Origin of the sequence: Nodularia sp. UHCC 0506, assembly GCF_034931045.1 — a bacterium.
GTDB lineage: Bacteria > Cyanobacteriota > Cyanobacteriia > Cyanobacteriales > Nostocaceae > Nodularia.
On record NZ_JAYGHH010000005.1, the window covers coordinates 34,546 to 38,533 of the forward strand.

The window sequence follows — 3,988 nt, forward strand, 5'->3', positions numbered from 1 at the left end:
CCTGCCCCCTGCCCCCTGCCCCCCTGCCTCTTCCCTCTGCCCCCCTGCCCCCCTGCCTCTTCCCTCTGCCCCCTGCACCCTGCCCCCCCTGCCTCTTCCCAGTCTCCTAACTACAATAACGATAACTGTTCATTAGGCGGTTTGAAACCCAAGTGCTTGTATGCTGAGGTTGTAGCGATTCGACCACGAGGAGTCCGGCTTAAATAACCAATTTGCATCAAGTAAGGTTCATAAACTTCTTCAATGGTTTGGGTATCTTCACCTGTAGCGGCAGCAATTGTTTCTAAACCCACGGGACCACCATTGAATTGTTCAATTATTACACTCAGCATCCGGCGATCTGTCCAATCTAAACCACAGGGATCGACTTGAAATAGTTGCAATGCTTCAGATGCAATTACTTCATTGATTTCACCAGATACTTTTACTTCTGCGTAATCACGCACTCGCTTAAGTAATCTATTTGCTATTCTGGGCGTACCTCTGGCACGACGAGCGATTTCTGTCGCCCCATCTTCAGCAATAGGAGTTTTGAGGAAGTCGGCACTTCTTAACACAATTTTAGTGAGTTCGTCAACTTCGTAAAATCGCAGCTTCTGGACTAACCCAAAGCGATCGCGTAAAGGTGAACTCAGCGCCCCGACACGGGTTGTCGCTCCCACCAGGGTAAATTTGTTCAGTGGTATACTTCTAATACGAGCGCCAGCACCCTTGCCAACGGTAATATCTAAACGATAATCTTCCATAGCTGGATAGAGAATTTCTTCCGTCATCCGCGAAAGACGATGAATTTCGTCAACAAATAGGACATCTCCGGGTTTAAGGTTCACTAGTAGCCCTACAATATCTCTGGGACGTTCTAGCGCTGGCGCACTGGTAATTTTGTAGTCAACTCCCATCTCTGATGCTAAAATCATTGCCATTGTTGTTTTACCCAATCCCGGAGGCCCATATAGCAGCAAGTGATCCAGCACCTCACCCCTTGACTTAGCTGCTTTGATGGCAATATCTAGCACATCCTTTAAGTCTTTCTGTCCAATGTAATCAGCAAATTGCTGCGGTCTGATACTCTCTTCTTGCTTACCTTGTTCGTCAGTAGCAGCTTCAGGTTGCAAAATGTTCTCGTTTGCAGGTGCGGGGGTGGACTCCTGACGGGGCTTCTTTGGTTGTCCGTTGGGTTCTTGAGGCTGTTTTTTCGAGGAGATTATCGCCATAATTCAGCTATCAACTTTGACTTGAGGACTGTTTGAGGGCTATTTACACTGCAATAGCTGCGAGTAAATACGAGATCAGGGGCAAAAAATTTTCGGCGAGAACTACACGCGTCCAATTAGAATTTAAATTCCAGTCGATTACCCAGGAGTGAAAAACTTATTATGTTATCTAAAAGAATCTTACCGTGCTTAGATGTGAAGGCGGGACGGGTTGTTAAAGGAGTTAATTTTGTAGACCTCAAAGATGCCGGTGATCCGGTGGAACTAGCCAAGGTTTACAACGAAGCCGGTGCTGATGAGTTAGTGTTTCTGGATATTACGGCGACTCATGAAGACCGGGATACAATTATTGACGTGGTGTACCGCACTGCGGAACAGGTTTTCATTCCCTTGACTGTTGGTGGTGGAATTCAATCCTTAGAAAATGTTAAAGCTTTGTTACGAGCAGGGGCTGACAAGGTTAGTATTAATTCAGCAGCTGTACGTGATCCTGACTTAATCAATCGGGCAAGCGATCGCTTTGGTAATCAGTGCATAGTTGTTGCTATTGATGCCAGACGCAGGATTGATCCCAACAATCCCGGCTGGGATGTGTACGTGCGAGGTGGTAGAGAAAATACTGGACTAGATGCCTTACGTTGGGCGCAAGAAGTGGAAAGACGAGGTGCAGGGGAATTACTGATCACCAGTATGGATGCTGACGGTACTCAAGCTGGCTACGACTTAGGGCTGACAAGAGCGATCGCCGAATCCGTACAAGTTCCCGTCGTGGCTTCTGGTGGCGCAGGTAACTGTGAACATATTTATACAGCACTAACAGAGGGTAAAGCCGAAGCTGCATTACTAGCATCATTACTGCATTACGGACAATTAAGCGTGGCAGAAATAAAAAACTATTTGCACGATCATTCAGTACCAGTACGGTTGTGTGCTTGATGGCAAAATCATCATCAAAATTTAACCACATCCATCATAAGTTAGATACAGTTCTCTCAAAGAGTGTTAACATTGGTTTACAAGTATGAATAAATATTAAGAAATATTATGTTGATTGTTATTTTACTATTTGACGTGGCGCTGGTAGCGTGGTCACTGCACCTGATGGAAAAAGCCGTAGAGCATAAAGAGTTCTCTCTAATGCTGGCTGGGACATTGGTTGCCCTTGCAGCTGCTGCTATGTTGGTAGTTTATTTCCTTATGGGACACTGTATGACCTATTTATTACAAGTGTCTTAACAAATCCTGTGTAATAGAAGATATACTTTACATTTAACAAATCCGGCTTGACAAAGCTGAAATATTAAGAGAATATAGAAAAGCATAGTCTGGGGCTATAGCACAGTTGGTAGCGCGTCTCAATGGCATTGAGAAGGTCAGCGGTTCGAATCCGCTTAGCTCCATATTTTAATTATCAAAATGGCTGTAATCTAAGTGTGCTGTGGGATCAGTTTCATGGTCAGGCAAGAATGGAGGTAGCGATGTCTGTACAATTGCTCAGAAGGAAATTTTCAGTCCAGCAGTATCACAAAATGCTAGAATCCGGCATTCTCAGAGAGGATGACCGAGTGGAATTGATCCGGGGTGAAATTATTGAAATGTCACCGATAGGGACAAAACACGCAGCTTGTGTAAATCGACTGGTGAATTTGTTAGTGCAGTTGTTGGGGAAACGCCTCATAGTTGCGGCTCAAAATCCCGTTTTATTGAACAATCAATCAGAACCGCAGCCAGATGTAGCATTACTCAAACCCCGTGATGATTTTTATGAAACCGCACACCCCCAACCCCAGGATATATTTTTATTAATCGAAGTAGCTGATTCCACTGTCATGTATGACCGGGAAGAGAAAATTCCGTTATATGCAGAAGCAAACATCCTGGAAGTTTGGTTAGTAGATATTAACGCGCAAATTGTTGAAGTTTATCAACAACCAAGAGCCGCAGGTTATCAAGTGATGCAAAAGTTCACTTGCGGTCAAACTTTATCAATCAAAGCCTTCCCTGATCTAAACATCACCATCAATGAAATATTTGGTCACTCATAAATAAAGGGTAGGTTGAAAACCCCACCAGAAACAACAAAGTAGTGTGATAGTAAAACATGAACGAATGTTTGTAAAAAAAATACCTCAGTAGCTAAAGATGAAAAAAGCACAACCAATCTTCATCAATCGCTATGGATGTTTTTGTACAACTAAGGGAATTCCATACAATGAACTGAAGATCCGCACTATTTAAACTAATCTAATATTTGGAACGGGCATCAATGTCATATAAACCATCTCGCTCAAGCCATTTAGCCATTGCCCATGCCTCCTGGAACCTAATACTTGCCATAGTCATACCATAAGACCTACACAGATCGGCAAATTCTTCATAAGTATCTGGTTGCTTTGTAAAGAGTAACCACATAAGAGCCGCTTCCGTTGTTAAGTCTGTTAATCCTCCTTGTGCGTGAGAAGGCCGCCGAATTACATTACATCGTCTACAACGTAAAGTCATATTATCTATTTTATCGGCCTCATCCTTTAATATTTGTCTTGGTTGTATATGATCAGCTTGAAGTTCAAGCCTTGTTCCACAGTCTAAACATTTACCAATTTGATTAAAATGCCATTGTCTAACAGCTGACCAGCACTGCCGAGCAGGAAAATGCTTTTGGAAAGTTTTTTTACTTGCAATTGAAGTACCAACTTGTGAAGGATTCAGATGCCCAAGAACCAAAGAAGTTACCTCTTTATAAGTAACTAGCCTATTTTCTACCAAATTAGATA

General features: G+C 43.2%; 5 protein-coding genes and 1 tRNA gene. 4 read left to right on the top strand and 2 right to left on the bottom strand.

All coding sequences use genetic code 11. The features are described from left to right. Positions 1-110: 110 nt before the first annotated feature. Positions 111-1,214 carry a Holliday junction branch migration DNA helicase RuvB gene (gene ruvB / locus VB654_RS05505; RefSeq protein ID WP_323212542.1) on the bottom strand — a complete coding sequence of 368 codons (1,104 nt, stop codon included), beginning with the start codon at positions 1,212-1,214 and terminating at the stop codon, positions 111-113. 162 nt (positions 1,215-1,376) lie between these two features. Here ruvB and hisF point away from each other — a divergent pair, with 162 nt between their 5' ends. From hisF to VB654_RS05525, 4 genes are all read left to right on the top strand, one after another. Further along, positions 1,377-2,150 carry an imidazole glycerol phosphate synthase subunit HisF gene (hisF, locus tag VB654_RS05510; protein ID WP_323212544.1) on the top strand — a complete coding sequence of 258 codons (774 nt, stop codon included), beginning with the start codon at positions 1,377-1,379 and terminating at the stop codon, positions 2,148-2,150. A gap of 108 nt (positions 2,151-2,258) precedes the next feature. Then, positions 2,259-2,450: a hypothetical protein gene (locus VB654_RS05515; protein WP_006196909.1), complete on the top strand. Its 192-nt coding sequence runs from the start codon at positions 2,259-2,261 to the stop codon at positions 2,448-2,450. Between the two features lie 91 nt (positions 2,451-2,541). Next, positions 2,542-2,614: transfer RNA gene (locus VB654_RS05520), tRNA-Ala, on the top strand. Between the two features lie 78 nt (positions 2,615-2,692). Beyond that, a complete protein-coding gene (locus VB654_RS05525) occupies positions 2,693-3,259 on the top strand; it encodes a Uma2 family endonuclease (protein ID WP_323212545.1) in 567 nt (188 codons plus the stop codon). 199 nt (positions 3,260-3,458) lie between these two features. Here VB654_RS05525 and VB654_RS05530 read toward each other — a convergent pair. Next, positions 3,459-3,988: HNH endonuclease (locus tag VB654_RS05530; protein ID WP_323212546.1), on the bottom strand; the 530-nt coding region annotated here is incomplete at its 5' end.